Annotated in this window: 18 protein-coding genes and 1 tRNA gene; 7 read left to right on the top strand and 12 right to left on the bottom strand. The window is 38.9% G+C overall.

Going from position 1 to position 26,974, the window contains the following annotated elements:
- Positions 1 to 59: 59 nt before the first annotated feature.
- Both galE and EZY12_08970 read right to left on the bottom strand, forming a co-directional pair.
- The gene (gene galE, locus EZY12_08975; GenBank protein ID QSX69702.1) at positions 60 to 1,046 is read right to left on the bottom strand and encodes a UDP-glucose 4-epimerase GalE; all 987 of its coding nucleotides are present in this window, start codon (positions 1,044 to 1,046) and stop codon (positions 60 to 62) included.
- Complete coding sequence (locus tag EZY12_08970) at positions 1,043 to 2,461, bottom strand: sugar transferase (GenBank protein ID QSX69701.1); 1,419 nt, start codon at positions 2,459 to 2,461, stop codon at positions 1,043 to 1,045. The genes galE and EZY12_08970 overlap by 4 nt, the downstream gene beginning before the upstream one ends.
- A gap of 1,009 nt (positions 2,462 to 3,470) precedes the next feature.
- Here EZY12_08970 and EZY12_08965 point away from each other — a divergent pair.
- Positions 3,471 to 4,568 carry a tocopherol cyclase family protein gene (locus tag EZY12_08965; GenBank protein ID QSX70591.1) on the top strand — a complete coding sequence of 366 codons (1,098 nt, stop codon included), beginning with the start codon at positions 3,471 to 3,473 and terminating at the stop codon, positions 4,566 to 4,568.
- A 33-nt stretch (positions 4,569 to 4,601) separates the two neighbouring features.
- Positions 4,602 to 4,675, top strand: a tRNA-Arg gene (locus EZY12_08960).
- A gap of 200 nt (positions 4,676 to 4,875) precedes the next feature.
- Here the strand turns inward: EZY12_08960 and EZY12_08955 are convergent.
- The 3 genes from EZY12_08955 to EZY12_08945 all read right to left on the bottom strand — a co-directional run bounded on the left by EZY12_08955 (position 4,876) and on the right by EZY12_08945 (position 7,949).
- Positions 4,876 to 5,919 (bottom strand): 3-deoxy-7-phosphoheptulonate synthase, encoded by a 1,044-nt coding sequence (locus EZY12_08955; protein ID QSX70590.1) that lies wholly within the window; start codon positions 5,917 to 5,919, stop codon positions 4,876 to 4,878.
- Positions 5,920 to 6,690: 771 nt separating this feature from the next.
- Complete coding sequence (locus EZY12_08950; GenBank protein ID QSX69700.1) at positions 6,691 to 7,068, bottom strand: DUF1823 family protein; 378 nt, start codon at positions 7,066 to 7,068, stop codon at positions 6,691 to 6,693.
- A 92-nt stretch (positions 7,069 to 7,160) separates the two neighbouring features.
- Entirely contained in the window at positions 7,161 to 7,949 is a 789-nt protein-coding gene (locus EZY12_08945) for a dienelactone hydrolase family protein (GenBank protein QSX69699.1), read from the bottom strand.
- Positions 7,950 to 8,483: 534 nt separating this feature from the next.
- On the opposite strand from EZY12_08945, the gene EZY12_08940 reads away from it, so the two are divergent.
- Positions 8,484 to 10,589 (top strand): M3 family metallopeptidase, encoded by a 2,106-nt coding sequence (locus EZY12_08940; protein ID QSX69698.1) that lies wholly within the window; start codon positions 8,484 to 8,486, stop codon positions 10,587 to 10,589.
- Between the two features lie 83 nt (positions 10,590 to 10,672).
- Here the strand turns inward: EZY12_08940 and EZY12_08935 are convergent, their stop codons facing one another.
- Complete coding sequence (locus tag EZY12_08935; protein QSX69697.1) at positions 10,673 to 10,930, bottom strand: hypothetical protein; 258 nt, start codon at positions 10,928 to 10,930, stop codon at positions 10,673 to 10,675.
- A gap of 530 nt (positions 10,931 to 11,460) precedes the next feature.
- Between EZY12_08935 and EZY12_08930 the strand changes: the two genes are divergently transcribed.
- Complete coding sequence (locus EZY12_08930; protein QSX69696.1) at positions 11,461 to 12,447, top strand: cyanophycin synthetase; 987 nt, start codon at positions 11,461 to 11,463, stop codon at positions 12,445 to 12,447.
- A gap of 106 nt (positions 12,448 to 12,553) precedes the next feature.
- Here the strand turns inward: EZY12_08930 and EZY12_08925 are convergent, their stop codons facing one another.
- The 4 genes from EZY12_08925 to bchH all read right to left on the bottom strand — a co-directional run bounded on the left by EZY12_08925 (position 12,554) and on the right by bchH (position 19,209).
- Positions 12,554 to 12,904 carry a hypothetical protein gene (locus tag EZY12_08925; protein ID QSX70589.1) on the bottom strand — a complete coding sequence of 117 codons (351 nt, stop codon included), beginning with the start codon at positions 12,902 to 12,904 and terminating at the stop codon, positions 12,554 to 12,556.
- 323 nt (positions 12,905 to 13,227) lie between these two features.
- Positions 13,228 to 13,701 carry a hypothetical protein gene (locus tag EZY12_08920; GenBank protein QSX69695.1) on the bottom strand — a complete coding sequence of 158 codons (474 nt, stop codon included), beginning with the start codon at positions 13,699 to 13,701 and terminating at the stop codon, positions 13,228 to 13,230.
- Positions 13,698 to 14,717 (bottom strand): DUF262 domain-containing protein, encoded by a 1,020-nt coding sequence (locus EZY12_08915; protein ID QSX69694.1) that lies wholly within the window; start codon positions 14,715 to 14,717, stop codon positions 13,698 to 13,700. Before EZY12_08915 ends, EZY12_08920 begins: the two co-directional genes overlap by 4 nt.
- 631 nt (positions 14,718 to 15,348) lie before the next feature.
- Positions 15,349 to 19,209, bottom strand: a complete 3,861-nt coding sequence (gene bchH / locus EZY12_08910) for a magnesium chelatase subunit H (GenBank protein ID QSX69693.1) — start codon at positions 19,207 to 19,209, stop codon at positions 15,349 to 15,351.
- Positions 19,210 to 19,372: 163 nt separating this feature from the next.
- On the opposite strand from bchH, the gene EZY12_08905 reads away from it, so the two are divergent.
- Both EZY12_08905 and EZY12_08900 read left to right on the top strand, forming a co-directional pair.
- Complete coding sequence (locus EZY12_08905; protein ID QSX69692.1) at positions 19,373 to 20,365, top strand: N-acetylmuramoyl-L-alanine amidase; 993 nt, start codon at positions 19,373 to 19,375, stop codon at positions 20,363 to 20,365.
- A 421-nt stretch (positions 20,366 to 20,786) separates the two neighbouring features.
- Positions 20,787 to 23,468, top strand: a complete 2,682-nt coding sequence (locus EZY12_08900; protein QSX69691.1) for an RNA helicase — start codon at positions 20,787 to 20,789, stop codon at positions 23,466 to 23,468.
- A gap of 278 nt (positions 23,469 to 23,746) precedes the next feature.
- Here the strand turns inward: EZY12_08900 and EZY12_08895 are convergent, their stop codons facing one another.
- Positions 23,747 to 25,243, bottom strand: coding sequence for an HlyD family efflux transporter periplasmic adaptor subunit (locus EZY12_08895; protein QSX69690.1), 1,497 nt, complete (start codon positions 25,241 to 25,243; stop codon positions 23,747 to 23,749).
- Between the two features lie 378 nt (positions 25,244 to 25,621).
- On the opposite strand from EZY12_08895, the gene EZY12_08890 reads away from it, so the two are divergent.
- The gene (locus tag EZY12_08890) at positions 25,622 to 26,533 is read left to right on the top strand and encodes a lysophospholipase (GenBank protein ID QSX69689.1); all 912 of its coding nucleotides are present in this window, start codon (positions 25,622 to 25,624) and stop codon (positions 26,531 to 26,533) included.
- Between the two features lie 6 nt (positions 26,534 to 26,539).
- Here the strand turns inward: EZY12_08890 and EZY12_08885 are convergent, their stop codons facing one another.
- A complete protein-coding gene (locus tag EZY12_08885) occupies positions 26,540 to 26,899 on the bottom strand; it encodes a hypothetical protein (protein QSX69688.1) in 360 nt (119 codons plus the stop codon).
- Between the last annotated feature and the right edge of the window lie 75 nt (positions 26,900 to 26,974).

Genomic DNA, 26,974 nt, shown 5'->3' with positions numbered 1-26,974 from the left:
GCGGAGAGAGGTTTACAAGAGGGGTTAATTTATACCTTGAAAACTTTTAAAACATCCTCTTAGTTTTTTAACAACTTACCTTTCTCCCAATCTAGAAAACTGGAGATAATATTATCCAGGTTATTATACTTGGGTTGCCAATTCAATACCTGTTTAATTTTTTCTGCATAAGCTGTCACACAGGCTGGATCTCCAGGACGACGCTCTACTTCTATTACGGGAAAATTGACCCCAGAAATTGCTTTGACTCGTTCCACAACTTGCCTAACACTATAACCTTTTCCATAACCACAGTTAAGAATTTGACTGTCTCCATCTAGTTCCAGATAGCGTAACGCATCAACATGGGCTGCGGCTAAGTCTTCCACATGAATATAGTCTCGAATGCCTGTACCATCTGAAGTGGCAAAATCAGTGCCAAAAATCTTGAATTCTGATTGGCGTTTCAGTGCGGCATTACAAGCATTGGCAATTAAATGAGTTGCATTCTTGGAGTTTTGTCCGATTCTACCACCGGGGTCTGCTCCCGCTACATTGAAATAGCGGAGAATTACATACCGGAAACTAGATGCTAGTCCATAGTCTTGGATCATCCATTCGCTCATCAGTTTGGAGCGTCCGTAGGGGTTAATGGGTAGAGTGGGAGTCAACTCTGTGACGGGATTTTCTTGAGGTTCGCCGTAAACCGCGGCTGTACTAGAAAATATTAATTGGTTAACGCCCATAACACTACAGCACCTAAGTAAATTCAGGGTATTGCGGGTGTTATTGGCGTAGTAATCGAGGGGATAGGCAACGGATTCTGGTACAACTAGGCTGGCTGCAAAGTGCAGAACTGCACTAAATTGATGTTTACCAAAGACTTGGTAAAGGCGGTCTATATCTCCCAAATCGCCAATTATTAGCTCACCATACAGTACAGATTGAGCTACACCTGTAGAACAATTGTCATATACAACCACATCATAACCAGCCTCTCCTAATTGACGGACGACGTGGGAACCAATATAGCCTGCACCTCCGGTTACCAAGACTTTTTGATTCATCTGCCTTTACCTAATAAAACAACTCTGATGGTTTTCAATACTATCACTATGTCCAACCATAAAGAATAGTTCTTTATATAGTAAAGGTCGTAAGCCAGCTTTTCGTAGGCATCTTCAACGGAAGCACCATAGGCATAAAGCACCTGCGCCCAACCAGTAATTCCTGGTTTGACTAAATAACGCATTTCGTAATAGGCAATTGCTTCTTTGAGCTTAATATCAAACTCTGGCCTCTCTGGACGAGGACCAATCAGACTCATTTCTCCACATAGCACATTCCAAATCTGGGGGAGTTCATCAATTCGCAGAACTCGTAACCAGTATCCTACCCTGGTAATGCGTGGATCACGTTGACTTGCCCATTGTGCGCCTCTCTTCTCAGCGTCCTGATACATGGAACGAAACTTGTAAACTCGAAATGGTTTACCATACAATCCTGTTCGTAATTGACTATAGAAAATTGGTCCTGGACTATCCAACTTGATGACCAATCCTACAAGGATCATAATTGGCAATGCCACCGCAAACAATAAACTAGTGATGATTATATCTGTAACCCGTTTTATTTTGAGACTATTACCACAAAATACCAAGTTAAAGCCACTACTAAAAGCAAACCACTCATCCTCAAGTAGAGAGGAGGGAACTTTATAGCACAAGGTTTCCCAAATATCGGGTAGACGGTAAACGGGAATCCCTTTTAGTCTTAGTTGCATTAGACTCTGCACTTGTTTATCAGAGAGACTTATTTGAGTCCCTACTACCACTCCCGAAAAAGGTTGATTACTCCAATACGATAAGTCACTGAGGGATCCTTCATGACTTATTTGGTCTTCGATTTCTGCCAATTCGGGGATATGGTTACCAGTTTCAGTCAGGATAATCAATCGCCCCAATGGGTTGTGTCCTAAGAACATTTGGGCAAATTTTATGGCATGATTGCTGGCACCTAACATTAACCAACGACTCTGCTGGCACTGCGATCGCCACCAGTTAAATGCCAAAATTCTTAATATAATTGCCCAAATTGTAAATATTCCTAAGTTAGGTAGCAGTATACTCCGCATTCTTACTGAGTCATCTTGCCAATTACCCAATAGATAAATTAGCACATAAGTGATGATAGCAACTACTAAACTGCTGATCAGAATGCGAGTCGGAGCTTGTATACTTGCAATTTCTTTCTCTGGATGGTATGTATCTAACAAATACATTCCCACTAGAACCAGTAGTATAAATCCATATACAAATAGATCAAATCCCGTAAATGGATCAGTGAAAGTCCAATAAGAACTAATTCCCAAGCAAACAAACAGACCAAAAACATCTCCCATCATCAAAAATAGAGAGATGAAGCGTGGGAGCTTTACTAACCGAATACTACCCCTGTTAGTCTCAAATCCTATCTCTAGCATAAATATTTTTTAGTAGGGTTGGTTGTAAAAACACGAATTTATAAATTCATAAAACCTCGCGGTATGCGGGAAACTCAGTGGCTTTAGCCGGTGAGAGGGAAGCGACACGAGTGAATTTATTCACTGTGGTATTTAAATGCTGATTTTTGAATGGATATAATCCCGGGAACCAGCAAACCCGTTCAAGTCCCCTCGCCCAACTAATCCAAAATGTCTTGTCTTTAACCAACGACTTAACAAACAGTCTTGCAGATAATCCGATAGCGTAGCGTGGCGTAAGCCATACTGGGGAAGTATTCGGAAGTGCGTATCAGGATTAGTCTCAATGGGCTAGTCGCTGCTTGTGTTGTAAAGTTTGTTCTTTACAAGCTCAATCCCTTTAGGGTTGAGTCAGTGACATCTTTACTGTGTACTTAGGGTAAGCTCCGAACAACAGAGAAGAATATTTGACCAATCTAAGATCCGACTACAAAACAGCAAGCCGTGTCTTTCACAAATATTATTGAATGACTCTACTTTACTACAATACGTTTTTTTTTCATAGCTTCTCCGTAAGTTTTCAACATATTTACTTACTCGTATATTAAACATCTAACATATAAGTATTGAAATATCAATACCGTATATTCCGCACCCCCAAGTGTCACACCTCAAGAAAACTAATGTATTTATTTAGTACATAAGAACTATTAATTATGAAAATTCTTATTTTCAACCCACGGAGGTGGGTTTTGCCTGTGTAGTTTTTAACCACCGATTTAATCTTAAATAGTGATCTGATTACCCAAGACAAGCCCTGGCGATTATAAATCACGGAACCACACAAACAAAGTCCACCTCCGTGGACTAAGAAAAAATACTTATTTTCAACCCACGGAGGTGGGTTTTGCCTGTGTAGTTGCGGTTTCTAACCGCCGATTTAATCTTAAATAGGACTTGTGTGTACACCGTAGCCAAGACATCGGGGGGATTAAGGAGGGTATACTGTAGTCAAATTACGAGAGTTCAACTGTTGATTATGCCTAAAAATCTCCTTGATTTCATGCAAACCCCCCACAGCGGCTACCATTGGGATGGTAGCAACCGCCGCTTTTTTGAAGGCTGGTATTACCGGGTTACACTGCCCGAAATTCGGCAAACTATCGCTTTCATGTACTCCATCGAAGATCCCAGCGGAAATCAGCCCTACAGCGGTGGTGCAGCCCAAATTCTGGGCATAAATGATGAATACCTCTGTCGCACTTTTCCTGATGTCAATAAATTTTGGGCGAGTCGAGATGTTTTAGGATTAGGACATTGGGGCAAAACTAACTTCCAAGTTTCTCCCTTGTATCTCATCCCCAGTGAATTTACTCACCATATCCAAGAAGGCTATCAAGCTACAGCCACCTTAAACCAAGGCATAATTACTGATCCTGCTACTGGTAATTATTGCCGATGGGAGTATACAATTCAACCCATATACGCATGGGGAAATCAAAATAGTCTTCAGCAATCAACAGCCGGTTGGCTCTCATTTTCGCAGATATTTGAACCAGGATGGCAAATTTTAATGGCTCATGGTTTAGCCAGCGGTTGGATAGATTGGCATGGTAAAATTTATGAATTCACCAACGCCCCCGCATACTCAGAAAAAAATTGGGGTGGCGCTTTTCCCCAAAAATGGTTTTGGCTAAATTGTAATTCTTTTATCAATCAACCTGACTTAGCTTTAACAGCTGGTGGCGGCAGACGTGGTGTATTATGGTGGATGGAATCAGTCGCCATGATTGGTATCCACTACCAAGGTAAATTTTATGAATTCGTTCCCTGGAACTCAGAAGTAAAATGGCAAATTCAACCTTGGGGTAGATGGCAAATGCAAGCTAAAAACCTAAATTATGAAATTGAACTGACAGGAACTACCCACCTCCCAGGTACAGCCCTCCGCGCACCGACAACCAATGGATTAGCATTTTGTTGTCGAGATACCATGCAAGGAGAACTGAATTTAGAATTGCGAGAACTTAATGGCGGAAAATCTCAAGTTATCCTGAATGCAAGTAGTAATCTTTGCGGTTTAGAAATTGGTGGTGACGATTGGGATAATTACTGGCAATCTCACTAGAAATACTGCTATTATGATATTTGTGTCATCTTTGGGGTTGTAGCTCAGTTGGATAGAGCGAGCGCCTCCTAAGCGCTAGGCCGTGCGTTCGATCCGCACCAATCCCATTTATATTTAGAGAATACGAAATGATATTTGAAAAATATTAAGGCATTTCCTACAATATCATGATTATGGTGGGCAATGCCCACCCTACGTAATATTTCAAAAATCAGATATTAGTTATATATGTGTAGTTGCGCTTTGATGTGAAGTACAACTACTGGACAGAAACAGGGTATAAATCTTGGTTACTGTAAAATTAAATTTACTGTAATTTAGCGTGAGCAGCCAAAATAATTCTTTCTGTTTCTTCCCAATTGATACATTTATCAGTTACAGAAACACCATATTTTAAATCTTCACGATTTCCTGTAATCGCTTGACTACCTGCATACAAATTGGATTCTAGCATCATTCCCACAATGGAACTATTACCATCTACTATTTGCTGAATAATATTTTCAAACACCATAGATTGTAATCTGTAATCTTTATTAGTATTCCCATGACTACAATCAACAACTATTCTCGGTGATAAGTTAGCCGTTTTTAATTGTTCTTCCACTAATTTAATGTTCTCTGCCTCAAAATTAGGCTGATTTCCACCACGCAAAATTACATGGCCATGAGCATTTCCCCTAGTTTGAAATACGCTCACTTGTCCCTTCTGATTAATCCCTAGAAAATTATGAGGTGTTTTTGCTGATTTGAGGGCATTGACAGCAACTTGAATATTACCGTCAGTGCCATTTTTAAATCCCACCGGCATAGATAAGCCACTAGCCATTTCTCGGTGTGTTTGCGATTCAGTTGTTCTTGCGCCAATTGCTGACCAAGATATCAATTCGCTGATATATTGAGGGATGATGGGATCAAGTGCTTCTGTAGCAGTTGGTAATCCTAATTCCGTCAACTTTAATAATAAGTTTCTGGCAATTAATATTCCTTTTTCCACGTTAAAAGAATCATCCATTTCCGGATCATTAATTAATCCTTTCCAGCCAACAGTAGTTCTCGGTTTCTCAAAATAAACCCGCATAATTAACAGCAGTTTATCCTGAACTTTTTCTGCCAAAGCGTGCAATTTTTGTCCATATTCTATAGCTGCTTGAGGATCATGAATTGAACAGGGTCCAACTACAATGAATTTACGCCGATCTTGAAAATCGAGAATATGTTCTATTTCTTGTCTGAATTTTAAAATTGTATGTTCAGCAGTTTTATTTAAAGGTAATTTTTCCTTTACCTCATTAGGAGTTAGCAAAACGTGGGAACTCTTAATGTTAGTATTAATTAATTTGTTGATCATAGCAGAAATCTCTTGACTTGTGTTATCCGGTAGTAATCCTAAAATATTTGTGACAACGTTTATTATTCTCTTTAAGCCTAAAGTATTTAGTTGAAAAACAAGTTGCACAAATTAGATCAGATTACTATATGCAAGGGTGGAATATATTAATATACACAGTTTTGCCGAAAAACACAAGGTAAGTCCGGGCTATTTCCATAACATTTAGACATAAAACCAGAATTTAATCCTGAAATTTAGATAAAAAGCTCATATTCCTAACTACTTAGAGGGTGTTTGATAGCGTTCACGAAGTGTGCCGTATCCCTGCGGGAGCCGGAGGCATCAGGCATAGCGTGGCGTTAGCCATAAAGGATTATTCTGTAATTTTTATCACAGTTATACTCCACCCTAACCCTCCCCAACACATCCTACGGTGTACACACAAGTTAAATTACCCCCCTTAATCCCCCCGATGTATTCTACGGTGTACACACAAGTCTTCTAGAGTTGCCCCACAACGTTTAGATCCCCCCAACCCCCCTTAAAAAGGGGGGCTAAATTCTTCAAAGTCCCCCTTTTTAAGGGGGATTTAGGGGGATCGGATCACGTTTAGCATCCTGTCTAGAGATGTGTGTACACCGTAGCCCTCCTAGGGAAGGGGGGTTTCAAAGCCTCTCCCTGCTTGGGGGAGAGGTTTACAAGAGGGGTTAATTTATACCTTGAAAACTTTTAAAACATCCTCTTAGAGAAGTCAGGGATATTTGTGGATAATTGCTATATTTAGCAACTTTACTCAATTTTGCCAGTGGTTATTAACATATAACTTAATAACCAATTTGCTGATGTGGCTCTGCGAGTTTGTCGAGGACCAAATTCACCAATTTTATAACCTTTAAAACCGAGCTTTTGTTTGAGTAGTTGTTTATTTTCTTGGGGAATAGAACGAGTTAATTTCATAATTGCTGGACGAGAATCAATAAAATCCGGTGGTTGGGGATATTCATCTCTCCATGTCGGTGCTACTTCACTATTAGTCCATGTGTCTGTAATAGGATCATAACGATAACCTAAGTGATACCATAATAATTTCTTGACAGTAGTATCATCAATTGTATCGTTAATGATTGCCCAAATTGTTTCTGTATTCAGTGGTGGAAGATTGGACATAATTTTGAGAGAATAGGGAACAGGCAAAGGATAAAAGAGAATAGGCAAGAATTGTTACCAATGACTAATGACCAATGACCAATGACTAATGACTATTTACCAAATATTTCTCCAAAAAACTGTCGCATAGCTTGCCAAGAACGTTGATCAGCACTAGCGTTATATAATGCTCCTTTGGGGTTATTTTTGGCTTCTGGGTTAGTGAAAGCATGAAGCGCACCACCGTAAGATATTAATTGCCAGTTGACATTACCTAGACGCATTTCTCTTTCAAAAGCTTGTACTTGCCCTTCTGGGACAAAGGGATCATCTGCGCCATGCAATACTAATACTTTAGCTTTAATATTTTTAGCATCGTTAGAATCTGGTGTGTCAAGATTGCCATGAAAACTGACTACACCCGCAAGGTTGACACCACTACGAGCTAATTCTAAGACTGTACCACCGCCGAAGCAGTAACCAATAGCAGCAATGCGTTTAGAGTCAGTCAAAGGATAATTTTGTAAAACTTGTAACCCAGCTTTTGCTCGCTCACGGAGTAATTTTCGATCTTGACGATAAATAGTTGCTTGTGTGCCTGCTTCTTCGATGTTTTTTGGTCTAATTCCTTGACCATAAATATCCGCTGCAAAAGCCACATATCCCAATTTGGCTAACTGTTCGGTCCGTTTTTTAGCATAGGATTGTAAACCATTCCATTCATGAACTACTAATACACCAGGACGCTTGACCTTAATAGCATCATCATAAGCAAGGTATCCTTCTAATATGGTATTTCCTTGCTTGTACTCAATCGTTTTAGTTCTAATTTCTGCTAATACATGAGTAGAACTCAACAAAATTACCACAGGTGTCAGCAACACAGAAAATAAGAATTTCATAACTTTAATTAAGTATTGAAAATTGATTATGGTAAATTATCACCATAAAATTCGACAAAATAAAAGTAATTATTTGGAAAATAATTGCTACAATCCTGCTTTTAGCTTCTGGATGATATGCCTGGGCTATCAAAAAAGAATTCAGTAGTTAAAAGTTGCAGGAGTATGGTTTACGCCACACTACGCTACGCTATCAGAATCAACTTTTTGTATGACTGGTATAGGAATAGAGATAGATTTAATCATTTATTGTATAAAAATGTACTTAATTGATTCTAATCTCCTAACTTCTGTATTCTGTTTAGCAAGATTGCCATTCTAGCAATGGGAAATTTTGCCGCAACGCTAAGTTATTAGCTAAACCTCATCCATTTTGAAACCTGAAGTAATGCGAGCATCTTGCTCGCTACCTAACAACAGGGAGCAAGATGCTCCCACTACTTTAAATAACTATGGTTTTCATCTTAGACGGGTTTATATAAAGAAAAATCAATCGTTGTTCCCAATTAATTTATCGGCTATTAACTCACTATCATGCGTGCAACTGCTACTATTTATCAGAATCCTCTACTTCAAAGCTCTGGTTTACCCGAATTTGCGGATATTAAACCGGAGCAGGTCGAACCAGCTTTTAATTATCTGTTAGCCGAACTGGAGAAGCAATTAGCTGCTTTAGAAGCAAATATACAGCCTACTTGGAGTGGCTTAGTAGAACCTCTGGAAAAATTGACAGAGAGACTCAGTTGGAGTTGGGGGATATTGAATCATTTAATGGGTGTTAAAAATAGTCCAGAACTACGGGTTACTTATGAAAAGGTACAGCCGCAAGTAGTTCAGTTTATGAATATCCTGGGTCAAAGCAAACCCATTTATAATGCTTTTAAAACAATTCGTAATAGTCCTAACTGGGAAACTTTAGATTCAGCCCAACAGCGAATCATCAAAGCTGCAATTCGGGATGCAGAATTGTCTGGTGTGGGGTTAGAAGGAAACGATAGAGAGCGTTTTAATGCTATCCAGATGGAATTAGCCGAACTAGCAACTAGGTTTGCTAATCACGTTCTAGATGCGACTAAAGGCTTTATTTTAATCCTCACCATCCAGGATGAAGTTGATGGCTTACCAAGTAGCTTATTGAGCCTTGCTGCCCAAGTTGCTCGTGCTGCTGGAGAAGAAAATGCCACACCAGAACATGGACCTTGGCATATTACTTTAGATTTTCCTAGCTATTTTCCGTTCATGCAGCACAGTACCCGAAGGGATTTGCGTGAAAAACTCTATAAAGCTTACATTACCAGGGCATCTTCTGGGGAATTAGACAATAATCCTTTGATTACACGAATTTTAGAGTTAAGAAAAGAACTAGCTCAATTAATTGGTTTTGAAACTTTTGCTGAACTGAGTTTAGCTAGTAAGATGGCCAAGGATGTTCCCTCTGTAGAAAAGTTGTTAGAAGAACTCCGTCAAGCTAGTTATGATGCTGCTGTCAAAGATTTAGAACAACTCAAAGCTTTTGCTAAAGCCAAGGGAGCCGCAGAAGCCGAAAATTTGCAACATTGGGATATTAACTTTTGGGCTGAACGTCAACGGGAAGAAAAATTTGCCTTTACCGCTGAGGAACTACTTCCCTATTTCCCCCTCCCTCAAGTCCTAGATGGGCTATTTGGGCTAGTGAAAAGGCTTTTTGGTGTGAAAGTAACATCTGCTGATGGCCAAGCCCCAATTTGGCATGAGGATGTGCGTTATTTCCAAATTGCTGATAAATATGGTGAACCCATTGCCTACTTTTACTTAGATGCTTACAGTCGTCCCGCAGAAAAACGCGGTGGTGCTTGGATGGATGCTTGCATTCACCGTCGCAGAGTCACAGAAAATGGTTTAACAACTGTCCGCCTACCTATAGCTTATTTGATTTGTAACCAAACTCCCCCTGTAGACGGACATCCTAGTTTGATGGCTTTTGATGAGGTTGAGACATTGTTCCATGAATTTGGACATGGCTTACATCATATGCTGACTAAGGTGGATTATTTAGGGGCAGCAGGTACTAATAATGTTGAATGGGATGCAGTGGAATTACCTAGTCAGTTTATGGAAAATTGGTGCTACGACCGCCAGACCTTGTTTGGTATGGCCAAACATTATGAAACAGGGGAAGCATTACCGGAGCATTATTACCAAAAATTGTTGGCAGCACGTAATTATATGAGCGGTTCAACTATGTTACGGCAACTAGATTTTAGTAGTGTTGATTTGGAATTACACTATCGCTATTGCCCTAATAGTCAGGAAACTGTGACAGATGTGCGACACCGGATTTCTAAATTAACCACTGTGTTATCACCATTAGCTGAGGATGCGTTTTTGTGTGCTTTTGGTCATATTTTTGAAGGGGGTTATGCCGCTGGATACTATGGCTATAAGTGGGCTGAAGTTCTCAGTGCTGATGTTTTTGCTGCTTTTGAAGAAGCGGGCTTAGAAGATGAAGTGGCAATTCACGCTATTGGCAGACGTTACCGAGATACGGTATTAGCACTAGGTGGCAGTCAGCATCCAATGGATGTCTTTAAAACCTTCCGGGGACGAGAACCCAGTACCAAGGCTTTACTTAAGCATAATGGGCTACTGGCTGCCTTGTAAATTAGCAATTGGGACAAGGGATTGCAAGAGTGAGGAGAATATTTATCTTGAATTTTGCCTTTTGCCTTTTGCCTTTTGTAAATTTACATGATAATTTCTTCCCGTTGGCAATCAAAGAAAAGCTCAAAAACAGTATGGGGAATCATCTGACGGATGTGCTGAATATAGCCTTCGGCATCAGCACGACTGCGAAACCGGGAAACAATTACTTTTTCCTGTTCAGTAACTACACGGGCTACAGCCCAACCATTCAGCCTTTTTTTGTAGGGGTTATCTTCTGTTACCGTAGGTATCGCTTGATTTTCTGAAGTGATATTTTTGTAATCCGTATTTTGTGGCATGATTATTTTATGCGTATGAACTTGAGTGAAGGTCGTTAGTATGTCTCTTAACCGAAGATGTACTAGCGTCTTTTATTGATGATGCCACCTTGTTATTACATATTTTTAAAATTGTCAATACTTGGTGCAACAACTTATCTTTTAAGAATGTTTAGTTTTATGTGATTTAAACGAGTATTTACTGAGTAAAGCAATGCTTAAAAATACAAGTAAAAGTCTTGTCTTTTCTTGTGGAGCAGGCATCTTGCCTGCTAATAATATCAGGACGGGCAGGATGCCCATCCCACAAGATTGGATCTTTTTTTTTGTGGAGACTATAAGCCATTGCCTACCACAACTAACATCTGGTGGGCAATGCCCACCCTACAATACTTACTATTTCAAGAATTATTGGGGATTGCTATAAAAAGAAAAAATTGATTGTACAATCTATATCTAATTTTAATGGTTTGAGGTTTAGGATTGGGAAATATTTCCGAATATTGCCATACTTTTTCGTGTAATTTTGAGAGAATCTTAGAAAATAAAAAATGTCAATCACATCAATCATCAAAAAAGTAGCATTGCAAATTGGGGCTGTAGTTTTAGTTGAACCAGAATATGAATTTGTGGGGCATATTACTTTTAAAAATGGGAAAAAGTCAGTTTTTAGTCATGCCAAATTGAATATTAACGGATTTGCTTCAGCCGAATTAGCTAAAGATAAAGCCTATAGTAATTTTTTCTTGAAGCAGTTTGGATATCGAGTGACAGAGGGAAAGACATTTTTCACTGATCAGTTATGTGCGAAAATAGCTCATCCTCGAAATATTGATGATGGATTTAAGTATGCACAATCAATGGGATTTCCTGTGATTGTTAAACCCTTAAATCTTAGTCAAGGCACATTGGTGACTAAGGTATATAATCAGGCAGAATATTATGATGTGGCTCATAAAATCTTCCAAATTAAATCAGGATTGATTGTCGAAAAGTTTTATAGTGGTCATGATTATAGAATTGTTGTATTGGGTGATGAGGTGATTACTGCTTATCAAAGAATTCCTCTATTTGTTGTTGGTGATGGTATATCTAATGTTTTAGAATTGCTACAAAAAAAAGAGGAATTCTTTGTGGGTATGGGTAGAAAAAATGTAATTAAATTTGATGATTTCCGCATTTATCAAAAATTACAAACACAAAATCTTGATTGGGATAGTGTGATTCCTAATAATAATATTATCTATCTTTTGGATAGTGCTAATTTGTCCAGTGGAGGGGAAGCAGTAGATTTTTCTGAAAGTATTCATCCTGATTTTCAGAAATTAGCAATTAATATTACTAAAGATATTGGACTCAGATTAGCTGGGGTGGATATACTCACTGATGATATCACTATGCCGATGGTAGATTATACGCTGATTGAAGTTAATGGTTCTCCTGGGTTGAATCACTATGCTGCTAGTGGTAAATTAGCAGCAAAGCGAGTGGAAGAGTTGTATTTGAAAATTCTTCAAGTTATAGAGAATGATAGTTGAGGTATTACTTAGTGAGATATAATCACCCCACCCCCAACCCCCTCCCCGCAAGCGAGGAGGGGGCTATAATATAGGTAATGTTTTTAGAAAATGCTATATTTAAGGACTACAAGTTTTTGGTGAGTAGTAATTCAAGTTCCCCTGACAAAGAGTTCATGTCTGCAACTCTAGCTACGAGTAAACTATCATGTCCGGCATCGTTTAACCGAGATTTCCAATAGTTAACACTCTCAGCGTTATTCATCCAGAATTCAATCACTGTATCTACTACATGATCTAAGTTCCAACCCCATTTTGCAGGAACTGGTTCTATAGATGCTAAAAACGCATCTAAGGTACAAGTATGAGTTCCTAGATATTCTATGCCTTGGTACTGTGGTTGGACTAAACTCTGTTGTTGGTGATTGAAAAAATGCAAAACAGGAGATACACCTACCAGATTGAAGCTGTATTTAATCATTCTAGTCCTCCTAATGAATTCATCAATTGCCGAGAAACTGGAATTTTTGGCAAGAACCTATTACGGAAAAGTCCGCTAACTACATTTAGAAAAAGGAGAATTTTTGCCTACTACATCAGTTTCAAGATTAAGTTAGAAATTAGCACTCAACCCTTGTGAGCGCTAAGGTTTATTTGGTTGTTATATTGTATTATCCATGATTTGTAGGAAAATTTCAAGGTTGTAGATAGGTTTTTTATAACCTTACCTAAATATGAAAGTTTTGAGTAAGTGATTGAGAACGATTGAAAGTATGATCAGCATTAGCTTTAATACGATAGTTATTGGATTATTTCTTCCAAAATTTCTACAGCCTTTTTGACATTCTTATAGTAGTTCGATATATTGTGGTAGCTCATCCCTATACTTTTACCATGAGCTATTTTGTGACGATTAATAATCACATTATCTATACCGTTTTTTATTTCACCATCTATTTTGCTCTCCTCTTTAATTTTGTTAGTAAACTCGCTTTCCCAATTGGAGCTAAATTCGCTCAATATTTGTCTAATTTTCTCTGTTTTACAGTTTGTTATACTTCCTATCTGTTTTGTGACAAATTGTTGAATGTTTGGTGAAGCTTTGTTTTCACAATATTTTTCTAATAAAATCCTCAAAGATTCCTCAATGAATCCTGATACTAAGATACATAGATATTTTGACCATTCACTTTGAATTTCAGGTTCTGTGAAAGAAGTACCTTTTTTAAATAGATTATCTATTCTCTGACGATGAGCTAATATAGATGGATTCATAAGTGCGTATTTCTATAAAGCTCTCTAACATACTCTAGCCTGGTTATTAGATTTTTTCTACTTGTGCTAGAGGGTTTAGCAAATGACCAGAAATGCTTATCATTAATTAGCAATTCGTAAAATATTTTAAATTTTGAACATTCCAAACCTTCTTCTAGCTCTTGAGAAGTTATAAGCATGACGCTATCAAAAAGAATGTTAAATGATTTGTTTTCATGAAAAACTTTAGAGCCTATACAAGTTTTAAGAAAATGTATGGTGTTGGAAAATAAATTTTTTATCTCATTTTCAGAAATCATCTCTAAATCTTTATTTTTTAACATAAATTGATTAAGAAAATTAGTCATATTGCCTGAATAATTTTCCAAATCGAAATGTAGAGCCAAAAATCTTAAAATATGCTCTTGTTCGTCAGCCCGAATATCATTCTTACCATAAAGTTCTCTCCAGATTTCATTTTTTGATAAATCTTGCAGCAATTCGCTAAAAGAACCATGATATATAGCATTGCGAATTTCCTGTGGTTTTAAGGGAGTTCCAGTAGTGTTAAGTCGTTCAAATAGATAAAACATTCCCCGCGGATCATAATTTTCAGATATGATTATACAGTGGATAATTGCATTATCAAGTTCACGGCGTTCGGAGGCAGGTAACGTGGAATAAGTTAAATTATTTAAATGTTGAACTACTCCTTTTAGATTAAATTTTTTTCCATTTGGAAAAGATCCTTGAAAGAAATACTGTAAAGTTTTCAGGCGTTGTTGTCCATCTATAACAAGATATTTTTTGGAAAACTTATCTTTAGCAAGAAAGAGTGAAGGACTAGGAAGACCAAGTAATAAGGTTTCAATAAAGCGTGATGCTTCTTCTTCTTTCCAAACATATTGTCGCTGAAAGCCTGGAATAATAAATTCTTCTTCTTCCATCCTTCTCACTAACGTATCAACAGGAAAGTCAGCACCGTAATATTCTACTTCTAGCCTTGGACCTTCGGTTTCTTGTATGTCGTAGTTCATAGGAATACCCGGTAAGTGGGAAACTCAGCGGCTTTAGCCCTGAGAGGGAAACGGCACGGGCGGTAATAAAGGCTTTGAATCTTTTTTCATTACCGCCTTGGAGTTAAGAAATTTGGGGTACTTTTGTGATGTACTTTCAACGGGACAATTACCGATTCAAATTTCTCAACTCTGTACGCATAATGTGTTGCACGCGATGTGCCTCCCTTTCGGGGTGATGTTAGCTTCGACCAGTTATAAGAGCTTTTTATACTTGCAACACTGTTTCAGTGACCTTAAAACTGTTTAATTGCAAATGACAGAGCAGGGAACTAGCTTCGCATTCCGGGGTGTCGTGACTCAAATAACGGCTACCCTTCGACTTACGTTTAGGGTGGTCTGGTCAGTACAGCTTGTTTGATTACTCTTGCAAGCTCAGTCCCTTTAGGGCTGGGTTACTGACAGGTTATTATACATTTACGGGCAGTAAATTAGTGAAGTGTTTATACATCTTCTTATATTTTAGCTTATCTGCTAGATTATAAGTGGTTTTCGCTTTTACAAAACTAAACATTGTACTCAAAGTCAATTCAATGTGAATACAAATATGTTGGGTTGCACGTTGTTTAACCCAACCTACATTTTTTAATTTTTAATTGGTTACTCCTTCCAATTGTTCATCACTCAATTCATATAACTGACGCAATTTTTCTAATTTATCTCCATCAGCTTGCCATAAACCGCGTCCCGATGCTTCCAACATTCTGCCGACAATATTTTTAAAAGCTTCAGGATTGGCTTTGCGTAATTTTTCTGCCATTTCTGCATCTAAAGCATAGGTTTCCGCTGCTTGATCATATACCCAATCATCTTTAAAATCAGCAGTACCACCCCAACCTATTAACGCCGTCATGCGTTGAGAAATTTCAAAAGCACCACCAGAACCTTGATTAGCCATTGCGTCAGCCCATTTAGGATTTAACAACTTGGTTCTGTATTCCATTCGCAATAAATCATCTAAATTGCGGGGTGTGGTGTCCTTAGAAAAACTTTCCACAAAACTCGCTGTCACCTTTTTACCGCTTTGCTTTTCTGCGGCCTTTTTCAAACCGCCAGTATTGGCATAATATTCCTGAATATCAGTTAAACCATATTCTACCGAATCTATTTCTTGAACAATGCGATCGCTAGTTTTTAATAAAGTCTGCAATACTTCCGGTCTAGCTTGTCCTTTATCATTTCTACCATAACTAAAGACATTGCGACTTTCCCAAGTATTCCCCAACTCTTCCCCAGATTCCCAATTACCATCTACAACTCTATCATTAACCAAAGAACCAAAATCACCAGCAGGATTAGAAAACAATCTCGCTGAAGAATTTTCCACACCTTGGGCTTTTAAAGCTAACGCGTGTTTTCTAATAAAATTCATTTCTTCTGGTTCATCAATTTCCGCAGCGCGTTGAAATAAATCATCCAACAATTCAATGATATTCACAAAACTATCTCGGAAAATACCCGATAGATTTGCTAACACATCAATGCGTGGATGTCCAACTTCAGATAAAGGTTTTAACTCATATCTAACAATGCGTCCCGTTCCTTCCTTCACAGGTTCAGCACCAATCAATTCTAAGAGAATCCCAAGAGATTCACCCTTAGTTTTAATAGCATCCAAACCCCATAATAAAACCGCCACAGTTTCCGGATATTTCTTATTCTCATTTAAAGACTGATCAATAATTTTCTTAGCAATTTCCTTACCCCTTTCAAAAGCAGCAGGAGAAGGCATTCTATAAGGATCTAAAGCATGAATATTCCTACCCGTAGGTAAAACACCAGCACCATCCCTTAACAAATCCCCACCAGGTGCAGGAGGAATAAACTCACCATTTAAACCCCGCAAAAGATTAGTTAACTCATCAGTAGATTGATTCAATAAATCCGTAATTACTCTTTCTTCTTCCTTTCTTCCTTCGTGTCCTTCGCTCCTTTGTGGTTCATTCTCTCCCCCAAAATAAGCATCCAAATAACCCGATAACTCCTCCTGATTTGGTGCTTCACCTAAAACGTGCAACCCAGAAGAAAAAAGACGATTTTCGAGAACTTGCAAATACTCATACAACTTCACCAAATAATGATCAAAAGCATGATTGCTGAACATCTTCACATTTTCTGGTGTAAAGGGAATACCCAACCTTTTCGCATCATCAAAAGGACAATCAACCTCCAAACCAGTATCAACAATTTTCTTGCAAATCCCTTCCTTTAACAGATAATTCTTTTCTGGATCTTCCCGATATTCTGCAATTAAATCGCGTAAATTCACCAACTCCTTATATAAACCAGCGCGTCCATAGGGAGGGACATTATGAGAAATTAATACCCCATAACCGCGACGTTTGGCTAAAATGGATTCTGAAGGATTATTTGCGGCATAGATGTAGAGATTGGGCATATTTCCTAAGAGAATATCCGACCAAGAATAACCAGTATTTCCTAATGGTGAACCTGGCAACCATTCAACTGTTCCGTGCATTCCAAAATGAACAATTGCATCAGCTTGAAAATCATTTTGTAACCATTTATAGTAGGCTGCATATTGGGGATGTGGGGTTAAATCTCTTTCAAACATTAACCGCATAGGATCTCCTTGAATTCCCAAGGGTGGTTGGACACCTATCCAGACATTTCCTAATTGCACACCACCAATATTAAACTCGTCTCCATAGGTTTTAATACCGCTACCTGTGAGATATTTCCATTGTTTTTCAATGCGAGATGTATTGAGGTATCCTAACCATTTTTCTAATGTTCTGGCATTAACGGTAGAACCCCCCCTAACCCCCCCGTCAACGAGGGGGGATATGACTCCCTCCCTGTTTGTGGGTAGATTGGGGTTTTCATCTGCTGCTTTAATTTGCCGAATTAAATCTTCTCCATCTTCAGGAATATCACCAACTGTATAACCTTGTGCTTTGAGGGCATTTAGTAATTTTATTAAACTGCGAGGAACGTTTAATAATGCAGCAGTTCCAACTGCACCATAACCGGGGGGGAAACCATATAAAATAATGGCAATTTTCCGTTGAGAAATGGGTTTTTTACGGAGGGAAACCCAACTTTTGACTCTATTAGTTAATCGCTGCATTCGTTCAGGAACTAAATAAATTTGTTCCCCCACTAATCCACCGAGAGGAATTGTATCAATTGCCCCATCTAATTCTGGTAAAGCATATAAAACAACACTTTGTAAACCGCCTACGCCTTGGCGTGTCCAAGAGTGAATATCTTGAATCAATAAGGGTGCAGCGACAATATAAGGGACATTTTTGGCGGTGAGAATGCGTTTAGCTACTTCTACTTGTCTTCCTGCTGCCATTGAACCAGCCGGACCACCTACAAGGGGAAAACCGATAGTAGAAACTATGGCATCAATTTTTACTGCTTCTGAGGAAAGGGAAGGGGTTTCAATATTTCCCTGTTGACGTTGTTGGGTTTCGTGGTCGCTTGTCATCCAATCACGCACGGCTACATGACCTTCTACTCCGTTAATAAAGATGGGTAAGGGAATTAACCCCGCTTTTTCAAAATGGCGGATCAGTTGGGGAATATAGGGCAATTTGGTAATAACGTGCTTGCGGTAAATTAGAATACCTATAACTGGGCGTAGGGTTTCCGGGGGCAGGGTTTTCGGGCGCAGGGTTTCCGGGTGCAGGGTTTCCGGGTGCAGGGTTTCCGGGTGCAGGGTTTCCGGGTGCAGGGTTTTCGGGCGTAGGCCTTCCGGGCGCAGGCCCTGCGCCCCTACGTTCTGTTCCCTGTTCCCTGTTCCCTGTTCCCTTCTTTGATACCATTCTAAGTATGCTTTGGGTGATGTAAAAAATCCTTGATAGTCGGGATGTAATAGCCCCATGTCCGGGGTTTCGATGGGTGGTGGTATATCTCCAACTTTTAAATCTAAGTATTTTTCCGCAATTGTCCAAAATAGGGAAGCGACGTTTTCTGAACCGCCGGCGTTCCAGTAACCATAGATAATTAACCAGTTGCGTAAGTCTTGGACTTTTTGGACTGGGATGAATTTTAATAATTTGGGACCGATTTTCAGGAAGCTGATATAACCGGCGAGTTTGTCTTCTTCTTTACCGTTGCTGAATTTGTCAAGGATGAATTTAATGGGTTTGGGCATTCCTGCGGGTTTGTCACCGATAGCGAATGCTCCTATTTTGGTTAAACTCATCAATTCCAGTGCTGACTCGAAGACAAGACGAATGGGGATGTTAGCGACACGCTCCCGCAACCACACAACTTGGTCATAATCAAATAGTAAGCTACCAAAAAATACGTCTGCGTCTTTGAGTGCAGCTTCTATTTCGGTGCTATTGGTGGTAATATTGCGATCGCTAAATACTCGAATATCCAACTCTGGACAGCGGGAATTAGCCAAATCAGCCGCTTTTCGGTATAAGTCCGCGTTAAACGATTCAAACCCAGCAATCAAGACAATGCGTTTCATGCGCTTATATAACGAAATATTTCTTTACCTTGATCTTAAACATTTTTGGGGATTAATGGGCGAATATCTACCTAGAGATTAAAATAATGTCTATAGTTTTCGGAACTATATTAACAAGTAGCAGATTATTGGCATACTAGGAAAGTCAATTAAGGAGATACAAATGAAATACGGCATTGATATTGGTCATAACTGTCCTCCTGATGGTGGTGCAGAAGGAATCAAATCCGAAAATAAGTTAACAATGGAAGTCGGTAATAAGGTTATAGCTAAATTAGAAAGTTTAGGACATACAGTAATTACCTGTAAACCAAATAGCGCAAATACAGTAAATCAATCTTTAGGTAGTCGTTGTGAGAAAGCCAATAGTAACCGAGTAGATTTTTTTGTATCTATTCATTTTAATGCTTTTAATGGACAAGCTAATGGAACAGAAGTATTTGCCATTAGCGACGCTGGTAAAAAAACTGCTAAATCTGTATTAGATGAAATTGTCAAATTAGGCTTTTTTAATCGTGGTGTCAAAAGTGGCTCACATCTGTATGTTCTCAAAAGAACAAATATGCCGGGAATTCTCATAGAAGGTTGCTTCATTGATTCTGCTAAAGATATGCAAATATATGATGGTGAAGCAATGGCTAATGCTATAGTTGCCGGCTTAACAGGTAAAGTAGCAAGCACTCCTACAAATCCGGCTCCTAATGTACCTATTCCTATTCCTGTTCCTAATGGTCTTGTCAATACTGTTATAGATGAAGAACAGAATAAAGATAAGAGTATTTTGAGACTACAACAGGCTTTAAATCGGTTGAAAATTACTGATAAAAATAATCAACCCCTAGTAGAAGATAATGGCATGGGACCAGCTACATCTTCTGCAACGGAAAATTTTCAGAGAATTGTGGGAGTTTTACCAACAGGAATAGCAGGTAATACTACCTGGGATGCCCTCAATCAAATATTAGCTAAACGAGTTGTTCAAGGAACTCATGCTAGTGGTGTGATTATCAGATATTTACAATATCGTGTAGATGCTACTCCTGATGGGATTTATGGTTCTCAAACGGAAGCAGCAATCAAGAAATTTCAACAGCAAAATGGTTTAACTGCTGATGCTATTATTGGGGCAATGAGTTGGCAGAAATTGATAGGTTAGAATCAATTTTTTGAAGGATATTGCTGGTAAATAGGGGGTATTACTCCCTATTAATATTTTTTATCGGGCTACGCCCCGCTTCGCCAATACGCAAAGGCGCAAAGTAATAATTAAGTAGATGGATACCAAATAATATCAAACCAAATAATGATTTACCTACTTTGGGAATGTTAACCAACGGTGATGATATTGTGTTCGTTAAGATAGAAAATAAACACTATGCCCTGTCACGAGTATTTGCTCCTCTCTCTACCCAAAGCGAATTAGAGAGTGCGTGTCAAGTCCTTCGCAAAATTGCCGAAATAATCAAATGATTAACACAGGTTAAATAATACCCCTACAACTTAGCTTTTGATGTCAACCTAGCAAACCACTAATCACGTTATGATAGTAGATGGTCTGCTTAGTAAATTATGATTGAGTGAATTATCCAGCCTCTGTTAATGATATTGACCCAGAGTCAATATTCCCCTTTGAATTAGATCAATTCCAGAAAGAAGCGATCGCCTCCCTCAATGCTGACCGCTCAGTGGTCGTCTGTGCGCCCACAGGTTCAGGAAAAACCCTAATTGGGGAATATGCTATCTATCGCGCCTTATCTCGCGGGAAACGGGTATTTTACACCACTCCCTTAAAGGCGTTATCTAATCAAAAACTCCGAGACTTCCGCGAAAAATTTGGCTTTGATCAAGTTGGACTCCTCACTGGAGACGCTTCCATACACAGGGATGCCCCAATTTTGGTCATGACCACAGAAATTTTCCGCAATATGCTCTATGGCACACCCATAGGCCAAGTGGGAATTTCCTTAACCGACGTTGAGGCTGTGGTGCTAGATGAGTGCCACTACATGAACGATCGCCAACGGGGGACAGTTTGGGAAGAGTCAATTATCTATTGTCCCCGTTCCGTCCAACTTGTAGCCCTTTCCGCTACCGTTGCCAACAGTGATCAACTCACCAGTTGGTTAAATCACGTTCATGGACCAACAGACCTAATTTACTCCGATTTCCGCCCCGTTCCCTTAGAATTTAACTTTTGTAATCCCAAAGGGTTATTTCCGTTATTAAATGAAACTAATACCAAAATTAACCCCCGCTTAGTCAAAAAAGCTAAAAAAGGATATTGGGAAAAAGGCAAAGCTGGTAGACCAGAACCGCCTGGTATTATTTATACCCTTAGCCAACTTCAAGAACGGGATATGCTCCCGGCAATTTACTTTATCTTCAGTCGTCGGGGCTGTGATAAAGCTGTAGAAGAAGTTGGTGATTTATGGTTAGTTAATAATGATGAATCTCAAATCCTGCGCCAACAAATTGATGACTTTTTACGCCGGAATCCCGATGCTGGTAGGGCTGGACAAGTTGCCCCATTGTATCGAGGCATAGCTGCTCACCATGCCGGAATTTTACCAGCGTGGAAAGGATTAGTTGAAGAACTTTTTCAACAGGGATTAATTAAAGTTGTATTCGCTACCGAAACCTTAGCAGCGGGAATTAATATGCCTGCCCGGACAACAGTAATCTCTACTTTGTCTAAACGAACTGATAACGGACATAGGTTGCTGAACGCTTCTGAATTTCTGCAAATGGCAGGTCGTGCTGGCCGTCGAGGCATGGATCTACAAGGTTATGTAGTGACATTGCAAACCCCCTTTGAAGGAGCAAAAGAAGCATCCTATTTAGCTACATCCAAAGCTGATCCCCTAGTTAGTCAGTTTACACCCAGTTACGGCATGGTATTGAACCTGCTGCAAACCCACACCATAGAAAAAGCCAGAGAACTGATAGAACGAAGTTTTGGACAATATATGTCCAACTTGCATCTGCAACCAGATTTTGAAGAACTGGCGCAAGTTCAAGGCGAATTATCGCAAATTCAGTCACAATTGGCAGCTATTGATGAAAATGAAGTGATGCAATATGAAAAATTGCGTCAACGACTCAAAGTAGAACGCCAAATTTTCAAAACCCTGCAAGAGCAAGCACAGGAAGATAGACAGGCACAATTGGCAATGATGCTAGATTTTGCCATATCGGGAACTATGTTGAGTCTCAACGACAGAAACGCCATGTCACCCCTGCCGATAACAGTAGTGTTGGTTGACAAAGCCGTGAGTGTGGGTGAAACATCTTACTTTGTTTGCTTAGGGCAAAATAACCGTTGGTATGTGGCAACTTCAGCAGATATCTTAGATATGTATGCAGAAATGCCACGGGTAGAAGTACCAGAGGATCTGATACCACCTTCAGAATTAGGTTTAAAACGAGGACAAACTATTCGTGGTGAAGAAACTACAATAGCGATCGCTCAAAGTATACCCAATCCTGAAGAATTTAATCATCTACCTACGGAGGTACGAGAACAACTTAGTCGCTTAACTGCTGTTCAAGAACAGTTAGAAAACCATCCCATCTATAAATCGGGGAATATTGCCAAAATATTTAAAAATCGGGCGCGTTGTGTCGAATTAGAAGCCGAAATTGAACACTTGCAAGCACAAGTATCACTACAATCTCAAAGATATTGGGAAGAGTTTCTCTGCTTAATTGAGATTTTACAGTCCTTTGAATGTTTGGATAATTTAGTCCCCACGAAATTAGGAGAAATAGCCGCAGCCATTCGGGGTGAAAATGAATTGTGGTTAGGTTTAGTCCTGTCCAGTGGTGAGTTAGATAATATTGATCCCCATAACTTAGCAGCAATAGTAGCTGCTTTGGTGACTGAAGCACCCCGTCCAGATACGAAAATTGACTTTAATCTGTCTCCAGAAGCGGACGCAGCTTGGTTAACATTGCAACCGATTCGCCGTTCTGTGTTAAAGGTGCAGTATCGTCATGGTGTAGCCTTACCCGTAGGTTTAGAAACTCGTTTTATCAGTTTGATTTCCTTGGTGGAACAGTGGGCGTTAGGAGTAGAGTGGAAAGTATTATGTGAAAAAACCACTTTAGACGAAGGGGACGTGGTGCGGATTTTACGGCGAACTCTGGATTTATTATCCCAGATTCCTCATGTTCCTAATTTACCAGATATGTTGCGGCGCAATGCCCAACGGGCTATGCAATTAATTGATAGATTCCCTGTCAATGAAACGATGGAATAATCAGCTAAATAGGGTTTGCGGAAAAAGTCTTTTCGTTAGGGTTAGGAGTCAGTAGGGGCGTATTGCAATACGCCCGTACAGTTAATAAACCACGTTCGCGGAGCGTCCCGGAGGGATATAGGAGCGTTCGCGGAGCGTTCCGAAGGAATAGGACACGAAGGAAGAAGGAAGAAGAAGAGAAGGGTTGGGCAATTAGTCCTCGAATTTGCGCGGTTATTTTTAGTTAAACTGCAAGGGTTTTAAACATCTACTGACCACTGACAACTGACCACTAACAATTATCTCACAGAAAATGCCTCGCTGAAACGTCGAGTAATAGGTTCAATAATGAATGTCAGAACCGATTTTTTGCGAGTGACAATTTCGGCATTAGCAGCCATACCTGGATTGAATTCTACATCTTGTCCGCGCACATTCAAAGAATGTTTACTTAACTTAATTCTGGTGGGAAAAACCAAGCCTAATTCTTTATCAATTGTGGCATTGGGACTGATTTGTAATACTTCACCTTCAACTACACCAAATTCTTGAAACGGAAAGGTGGCGATTTTAACTTTTGCTTTCATTCCCTGATTAATAAAGCCAATATCACGGTTAAGAACTTTTACTTCTAGTAGCATTTCTTCCCCTTCTGGTAAAATTGATAGTAGTTCTTCTCCCGATTGCACTGGCCCTTTGGTAGCTTTAATTTTGTAAATTGTTCCAGCTACAGGGGCTTTGATAGTTTCCCCATCTTTCTGTTTTCTAGCTTGTTCTAATTGACCAGCAACTGTAGTTAATTCTTCTTTACGTTTGTTGATTTGCGTGAGAATTTCACTTTGACGTTCTGAGGTTAAACGGATATTTTGATTCCGAACGGTTTGATAGGCTTGTTCTGCTTGATTGATTTCTTGAAATTGAGCAGCAACATCTTTTGCTAAAGAAGCTACTTTATCTTTTGCTTCTGTTAAATTATTTTGGTTTTTGGTGACTTCATCTGAACTTCTGATAATATCTGTATTCACTCGATTTAATCTTTCTTTAGCATCTAGATAATCAACTCTAGTTAAAGCTCCTGGTTCAAGCAAGGTACGAAGATTTTCTTCTCTTTGTTTGGCAATAGATAAATTATTATCTAACATAGAACGCAGACTTTTTGCATTCTCTAAGTTTTTTTCGACATTAGTAAAACCAATTTTAGCATTGGCTAAATTTTCTTGTAAGCGACTCAAACGGACTTTGGCTTGAGTAAGAATTGACTGTTGACGTTTAACTTCTGCTGCTGCTGCTGCTTGTTTGGCTTTATAGTCTAATAACCGAGAGTTTAAAAGCTCATCTTGCAAAACTGTTCCCGCAGTTTTTCCCCCAGAACGTTCAGCTTGTAATCGTTGTAAGTCATCTTCAATTAATTTACTAGATTTAGCTAAACGGTTAACATCAGTTTGTTGGAAATTGGGATCACGTTGAATGATAATTTGATCTTTGGTGACGCGATCGCCTTCTTTTACTTTCACTGCTAAAATAGAACCATTACCCAAAGCTGTCACTGGTCTGACTTGGGAAGAAGCAATTAATTCTCCTGTGGCTGTAGCGACTTCATCAATTTCTGAAAACTGCGCCCAGGAAATTGTTCCAAATATCACAATACTAATTGTTCCCGCTAACAATCTTGTATAAAGCGGTGGTAATTCCTGTACTGCTTTGCCTAATTCATAGGATAATTGTTCTTCTGGTTTAGCAAATCTCTCTTTTGTCTGACGCGCTTGTACAGCATTTGCGGCTAGGGAAAATTTCATAATTTTTTAGTTTTGTTAGTTATTTTTTTATTGAGTGATCCCAATTTCATCTAGGCCTGATAAAACTAACTTCTCAAGGGAAAAGGCTTAACCTGGTAATTTTGTAAAGCTGCATTAATAATTAGTATGAACAATGACTAATTACTAAATGTTTAATAGTAATCTATGCCAATATAAAATATTGTTATGTAAGTCACTACTTTATCCAGATCCCCAGATCCCCGACTTCTTTGAGAAGTCGGGGATCTATAGAATATCTATGTGTAATAATTTTTAGAGAAATTATCTGTATTTCTTCCTACAGTTAGAAGCAATTTTCTTTATAATATACGTTAATAAGCTGGTAAATTACTGATCAAAGAAATAAAAAATAACTTTATGATTTATCACAGCGACGCGATTGCATCTCGTAAAGAGGGAAAATTTCTAGGTGTTGGTGGGCTTGATTTGTATTACCAAAGCTGGCATCCTGGAGGTGAAGTCAAAGGCATCTTAGCCATTGTCCATGGACTTGGAGGACACAGCGGACTTTACAAGACTATAGTTGAGAATTTGTTACCGAAAGAATATGCTATCTATGGCTTTGATTTACGCGGTCACGGACGTTCAGAAGGTCAAAGAGGTTACATTAATACCTGGGCTGAATTTCGTGATGACTTACAAACTTTCCTCAATTTGATTCGACAACAACAACCAGGATGTCCAATTTTTCTATTTGGGCATAGTTTGGGGGGAGTAATTGCATTAGATTATACTCTCCGTTATGTGCAAGATAAATCTGCGTTGTCAGGTGTGATTGCTTTTGCACCTAGCATTGGTAAGGTGGGAGTACCCCTGAGTCGCGTAGTTTTAGGTAAGTTACTCTCCCAAGTGTGGCCGCGTTTTTCCTTGAATATTGGCTTGGATTTCAGCGCGGGTTCACGAGATCAGAAAATTTTAGATTCCTATACTCAAGATAAATTACGCCATACTCTCGCTACTGCTAGATTATCTACAGAGTTCTTTGCTACAGTGGATTGGATTCATACTCATGCTGAAAAATGGCAAGTACCTTTATTAATTTTACATGGTAGTGCTGATAGAATCGCTTTACCAGCAGGAAGTGAAATTTTTTATCAAAATGTTATCTATCCAGATAAGTTAAGAATTGAATACCCTGGCGGCTATCATGATTTACACTATGATATTAATTATCTTCAGGTAATCACTGATTTAAGTAATTGGATGGATCAACATCTCGCTAGTGTGGTAGTACCAGTAATCAATAATAATTCAGTTGTTTACGATTAATGATCATTAGATCCGAAAAAGATAAAATCCAACAAGAGTTAAAATAAAAATCATAGTCGCAGAATAGACAATTACATCTTTAACTAAAAAAGAAATCCAGTCTTTTCTCAATTCTTGTTTAAACTTGAGTTCTCGTAATTTTCGCTCAAGTTCTATATCTTCTTTATCAGGTAATTTACTGTAAGGGATAATCTGTAAATCATCAATAACTTCTTCTGGGGTGTCTGGATTTTGCCAATGGTCTAATGCAGGATTAGATTCTGTAAAGACAATTGGCAAATTATCCTGATTGAGATTTCTGATCTCTTTTTTGATCACCTTTTTCACAATTTTGACGATTAAATTTTCTAAGTTTTTATCCGCCATATTCCCTTTCCAAATTTACCCGATCCAAAATACGGAAAAAGGGCGACTAGAAGTCGCTACTACACAAGCAAAGTC

The organism is Dolichospermum sp. DET69, assembly GCA_017355425.1.
Taxonomy (GTDB): Bacteria; Cyanobacteriota; Cyanobacteriia; order Cyanobacteriales; family Nostocaceae; genus Dolichospermum.
This window is presented reverse-complemented; position numbering and strand designations above follow the sequence as displayed.

Bases quoted from the DNA above. Each gene is read 5' to 3' on its own strand.
- EZY12_08945 (QSX69699.1), bottom strand. From the start codon at position 7,949: ATGAAATTCTTATTTTCTGTGTTGCTGACACCTGTGGTAATTTTGTTG.
- EZY12_08955 (QSX70590.1), bottom strand. From the start codon at position 5,919: ATGATCAACAAATTAATTAATACTAACATTAAGAGTTCCCACGTTTTG.
- galE (QSX69702.1), bottom strand. From the start codon at position 1,046: ATGAATCAAAAAGTCTTGGTAACCGGAGGTGCAGGCTATATTGGTTCC.
- EZY12_08890 (QSX69689.1), top strand. From the start codon at position 25,622: ATGATTTATCACAGCGACGCGATTGCATCTCGTAAAGAGGGAAAATTT.
- EZY12_08915 (QSX69694.1), bottom strand. From the start codon at position 14,717: ATGAACTACGACATACAAGAAACCGAAGGTCCAAGGCTAGAAGTAGAA.
- EZY12_08885 (QSX69688.1), bottom strand. From the start codon at position 26,899: ATGGCGGATAAAAACTTAGAAAATTTAATCGTCAAAATTGTGAAAAAG.
- bchH (QSX69693.1), bottom strand. From the start codon at position 19,209: ATGAAACGCATTGTCTTGATTGCTGGGTTTGAATCGTTTAACGCGGAC.
- EZY12_08935 (QSX69697.1), bottom strand. From the start codon at position 10,930: ATGCCACAAAATACGGATTACAAAAATATCACTTCAGAAAATCAAGCG.
- EZY12_08970 (QSX69701.1), bottom strand. From the start codon at position 2,461: ATGCTAGAGATAGGATTTGAGACTAACAGGGGTAGTATTCGGTTAGTA.
- EZY12_08950 (QSX69700.1), bottom strand. From the start codon at position 7,068: ATGTCCAATCTTCCACCACTGAATACAGAAACAATTTGGGCAATCATT.
- EZY12_08895 (QSX69690.1), bottom strand. From the start codon at position 25,243: ATGAAATTTTCCCTAGCCGCAAATGCTGTACAAGCGCGTCAGACAAAA.
- EZY12_08905 (QSX69692.1), top strand. From the start codon at position 19,373: ATGAAATACGGCATTGATATTGGTCATAACTGTCCTCCTGATGGTGGT.
- EZY12_08920 (QSX69695.1), bottom strand. From the start codon at position 13,701: ATGAATCCATCTATATTAGCTCATCGTCAGAGAATAGATAATCTATTT.
- EZY12_08940 (QSX69698.1), top strand. From the start codon at position 8,484: ATGCGTGCAACTGCTACTATTTATCAGAATCCTCTACTTCAAAGCTCT.
- EZY12_08930 (QSX69696.1), top strand. From the start codon at position 11,461: ATGTCAATCACATCAATCATCAAAAAAGTAGCATTGCAAATTGGGGCT.